The sequence below is a fragment of the Streptomyces sp. MnatMP-M17 genome (assembly GCF_900091995.1).
GTDB lineage: Bacteria > Actinomycetota > Actinomycetes > Streptomycetales > Streptomycetaceae > Streptomyces.
This window is the reverse complement of sequence record NZ_FMDK01000376.1, coordinates 1-3,914: the sequence shown is the minus strand read 5'-3', so window position 1 is coordinate 3,914 and position 3,914 is coordinate 1. Positions and strand designations below refer to the sequence as shown.

At 68.6% G+C, this 3,914-nt stretch carries 5 protein-coding genes; 2 read left to right on the top strand and 3 right to left on the bottom strand.

All coding sequences use genetic code 11. The annotated features are described in order from the left end of the window. The first annotated feature begins 212 nt into the window (after positions 1-212). Positions 213-470 carry a cell division protein CrgA gene (crgA, locus tag GA0115259_RS17500; RefSeq protein WP_093597651.1) on the top strand — a complete coding sequence of 86 codons (258 nt, stop codon included), beginning with the start codon at positions 213-215 and terminating at the stop codon, positions 468-470. 319 nt (positions 471-789) lie between these two features. Here the strand turns inward: crgA and GA0115259_RS17495 are convergent, their stop codons facing one another. Then, the gene (locus GA0115259_RS17495) at positions 790-1,716 is read right to left on the bottom strand and encodes a rhomboid family intramembrane serine protease (protein WP_093597648.1); all 927 of its coding nucleotides are present in this window, start codon (positions 1,714-1,716) and stop codon (positions 790-792) included. A 142-nt stretch (positions 1,717-1,858) separates the two neighbouring features. Next, the gene (locus tag GA0115259_RS17490) at positions 1,859-2,386 is read right to left on the bottom strand and encodes a peptidylprolyl isomerase (RefSeq protein WP_093597646.1); all 528 of its coding nucleotides are present in this window, start codon (positions 2,384-2,386) and stop codon (positions 1,859-1,861) included. 439 nt (positions 2,387-2,825) lie between these two features. Here GA0115259_RS17490 and GA0115259_RS17485 point away from each other — a divergent pair, with 439 nt between their 5' ends. Then, positions 2,826-3,527, top strand: coding sequence for a DUF5324 family protein (locus tag GA0115259_RS17485; protein ID WP_093597643.1), 702 nt, complete (start codon positions 2,826-2,828; stop codon positions 3,525-3,527). Between the two features lie 91 nt (positions 3,528-3,618). Here GA0115259_RS17485 and GA0115259_RS17480 read toward each other — a convergent pair. Further along, on the bottom strand, positions 3,619-3,914 hold a 296-nt coding region (locus tag GA0115259_RS17480; RefSeq protein ID WP_093597640.1), incomplete at its 5' end, for a DUF6344 domain-containing protein.

The following is a 3,914-nucleotide window of genomic DNA, read 5'->3' as shown; positions in this document are numbered from 1 at the left end:
GGGGGCAGCCGGACGGGCCGCCGTACCGGCGGACGGACCGGCCCTGGGGGAGAGTCGGCAGAATTGCTCAACGTACCCTTATCTCCTTAGGCGCCGCGGAAGCACTACGCTAACGGACGCCCAAGGGCGGCGGTGTTCCCCCTGCTCTCCGCCCCGGCAGCCCGTTACAGTTCCCTGCGCGGTCACGCAGCGCATCGACAGGAGAGTCCCTCGTGCCGAAGTCACGTATCCGCAAGAAGGCCGACTTCACGCCGCCTCCGGCCGCGAAGCAGGCGACCACCATAAGGCTGACCAACCGGAGCTGGGTGGCTCCGGTCATGCTGGCCATGTTCCTGATCGGACTGGCCTGGATCGTGGTCTTCTATGTGACCGACGGCGATCTCCCGCTGGAGAGCTTCGGGAACTGGAACATCGTGGTCGGGTTCGGCTTCATCGCCGCCGGCTTCGGTGTCTCGACGCAGTGGAAGTAGCGGGTCCACCGCCCGGTCGTCAAGCTCTGCCCCGACTTATCCACAGCGTTGTCCACAGCAGGGGAAAAGGTCAGACGATCTGTGGATAACTCCACGGGTCATTGACACCGGTGTGATCGCACCGACCGTTCCGATGACGTGCTCGCCCCTTGTCTCCGCTGGTCAAACCCACATCGGCGACAAGGGGTACGCATGTTCCCCACAGGATGCACAAGATCCGGCACACACTGTGGACAACTGTGGAGTACGGGCCGTACGGACCGTCCCCAGGCCGTCACGCTCGGACGACGCTCCGCCCTCCGGTGATCGCGCCCCGGGATCAGGCTCCGAACATCACGGGCAGTGTGGCGGTCCTCGCCACGACCGTCACGATCGTCGCGGCCAGCACCAGCGCACAGGTGCCGTACTGCACCAGCGCCCGGCGCTCACGAGGCGCGTGCACCATGCCTATCGCGATCACCGTGCCTGCCACCAGACCGCCGACATGTGCCTGCCAGGCGATACCGGGCCAGGTGAAGGTGAAAAGCAGATTCAGCGCGAGCAGGGCGAAGACCGGGCGCATGTCGTAGTTGAGCCGGCGCATCAGTACGGCGGTGGCACCGAGCAGTCCGAAGATGGCGCCCGAGGCGCCCAGTGAGCCCTGGTTCGGCGCGGCGAGGAGATAGGTGAAGGCGCTTCCGGCAAGTCCGGAGAGCAGATAGAGCGCCAGAAAACGGATCCGGCCGAGCGCCGCCTCCAGCGGGCCGCCGAGCCACCACAGGCCCAGCATGTTGAAGGCGATGTGCCAGGGCGCCTGGTGCAGGAAGACCGAGGTCAGCAGGCGGTACCACTGACCGTCCGCCACACCGATGAAATGGCCGACCGTGGGATCGTAGGAACGGCCCAGGAGATCAAGGTCTTCGACGAGCCGGTACTGATCGCCCACGGCGAGCACGGCGATGAAGACCGCGACATTGATGCCCAGCAGAATCTTGGTGATCAGCCGCGGGTCGGCCGCGATCGCGCCGCCGGCGAGCGTACGCGGCTGATGCGGCGCGGGACCGCGCCCCGGACCGGAACCTTGCCTCACGCACTCCGGGCAGTGGAATCCCACAGAGGCGTCGATCATGCACTCGGGACAGATGGGTCGCTCGCAGCGGGTGCACCGTATGCCGGTCTCACGGCCCGGATGCCGGTAGCAGTCGGGCAGGCCCTCGCTGACGGCGGGCTGATCCTGGCCTCCATGGCCGCCTGGCGGGTGGTCCATCGATCCCCTCGGGTCCTGGTGACGGCGGGCGGCCGACGGCCGGTGCACAGCGCACCGCCCCGCCCGTCCGGTATGTAACCACTACGGACGGGCAGGGCGGGAGGTTCCCGGAAACCCCGGGAACCGAGCAGTGCGTGGGCGGTCAGCGCGTCTCGACGACGACCGACTCGATCACCACGTCCTGCACCGGGCGGTCGGTGCGCGGGTTGGTCTGAGTGCCGATGATGGAGTCCACGACCTTCTTGCCGGCCTCGGTGCTGACCTCGCCGAAGATGGTGTGCTTCCGGGTGAGCCAGGCGGTCGGTGCCACCGTGATGAAGAACTGCGAGCCGTTGGTCCCCGGGCCGGCGTTCGCCATGGCCAGCAGGTACGGCTTGTCGAAGGCCAGGTCCGGGTGGAACTCGTCCTCGAACTCATAGCCGGGACCACCGGTGCCGTTGCCCAGCGGGTCCCCGCCCTGGATCATGAAGCCACTGATCACACGGTGGAAGACGGTGCCGTCGTACAGCCGGTCGGTGGTCTTCTTACCGGTCTCCGGGTGGGTCCACTCCCGCTCGCCCTGCGCGAGTTCGACAAAGTTCTTGACCGTCTTCGGCGCGTGGTTCGGCAGGAGCCGGATCTCGATGTCGCCGTGGTTGGTCTTCAGGGTGGCGTAAAGCTGCTCGGCCACGATCTGCCTTCCGTAAGTCTGCTCTGACTCTCACGATCCTCGCACGGAAGACAGGTGTGATGCCCGGCCGCTGCCCTTGACGGGTGTTTGCGCCCGTCTTGGGGCGATTTCGGGGCCGGATGGAGGCACGATGGAAGGAGGCGCCATGGAAGACGCCGTGGAAGACACGACGGCAGCGCGGTGTGGCAGGGCGCGGCAGGGCCCGGCGGCGAAGTCACGCCGGGAGAGGGCGGACCCGGGGGTCACGCCTGAAGGCCGGAAGGAACGCATGCCGAAGCCGCGCGTGGCTCGACTGTCCACACGCTTGTGGAACCGAAAAGGCGCGTCGTCTGCCGTGACCCGGATGCCCGCATCACATGCCGAGACCGAATCAAGCAGGCATGATCTCGAAAAGGGTGGACAGGCGAAAATACGGAACGCCACCAAGGAGGATGATCCTGTGACCCGCATGGACAGCGTGCGCACCGCTACCGGTTCGGCGAAGGAGAGCGTGCAGCACGCCGCGGAAGTGGTGGCTCCCTATGCCGGTACGGCCAAGGAGCAGGCCGCTCTCTACGCACACGAGGCGCGCGTGAGGCTCGCCCCGACAATGACGAAGGCCGCTCAGCAGGCTCGTATCCAGTACGGCGTCCATGTGGCGCCCAGGGTGCCCCCAAAGGTCGATGTCGCGGCTCACCGTGCCGCCTTCCACACCCGGCAGGCCGCCCGTCAGGCGGCGGACTACACGGTGCCGAGGGTCGGGCACGCGATGGCCACTGCGGGGCCGGTCGCCGAGCAGGCCGCGGCGCGTTCGGCGGCTGCCCTGGCAGCTCTGCGCGGACAGGTCACCGCGAAGGAGATCCAGAAGCTGGTGAGAAAGCATGAGCGGCGGGCCAGGGCCGGACGGCTGGCCAAGGGCCTGGCGGCTCTCGGTGTGCTGGCCGGTGGCGCCTTCGCCGCCTGGAAGTGGTGGGACAAGCAGGCGAACCCGGACTGGCTGGTGGAACCTCCGGCCGCTACCGAGGTCTCGGAGCGCGGCCCGCTGACGTCCGTCGACGGCAGCCATGTGGTCGATCCGCTCGATCCCGAGGTACAGGCGAAGGCTCGACAGGCGGAGGCGGAGGCGGAGGCGGAGGCACGTCGCCGGGGCGACCGTCCTTGATCACGCTGCGGGTCCGCGCGCTGCGCGTTCGTACGCCGTACGGGTGTGCCAGGTCCGGCGGGCGCCGGGAGTGCGCGGGAACGCTGCCGGCTCACGCGGCGACAAGTGCCGCGTCCGCGGCGTGAGCGTTCGCGCGAGCCGCTTCGGCGTCGGCCGCGCTCGGCGTACCCGCGGGCAGATGGCGGACGGACGGAGACGAACCATGTGCCTCGGCGTTGATCCGCTGCTTGATCGTGGGCGGCAGCGACCGATCGCGTGACGCCGTCGCTCGGGGCACGGATGCCCGTGCGGGTTCGGCCTCGGCCTGCTCGACGGGCTGCGCGGCGGCCGGCGCCGGCACGGGCTGCTCGACCGGCTGCTGCACGGCACTGCCGGCAGCCGCGGCCG

Bases quoted from the DNA above. Each gene is read 5' to 3' on its own strand.
- GA0115259_RS17495 (WP_093597648.1), bottom strand. From the start codon at position 1,716: ATGGACCACCCGCCAGGCGGCCATGGAGGCCAGGATCAGCCCGCCGTC.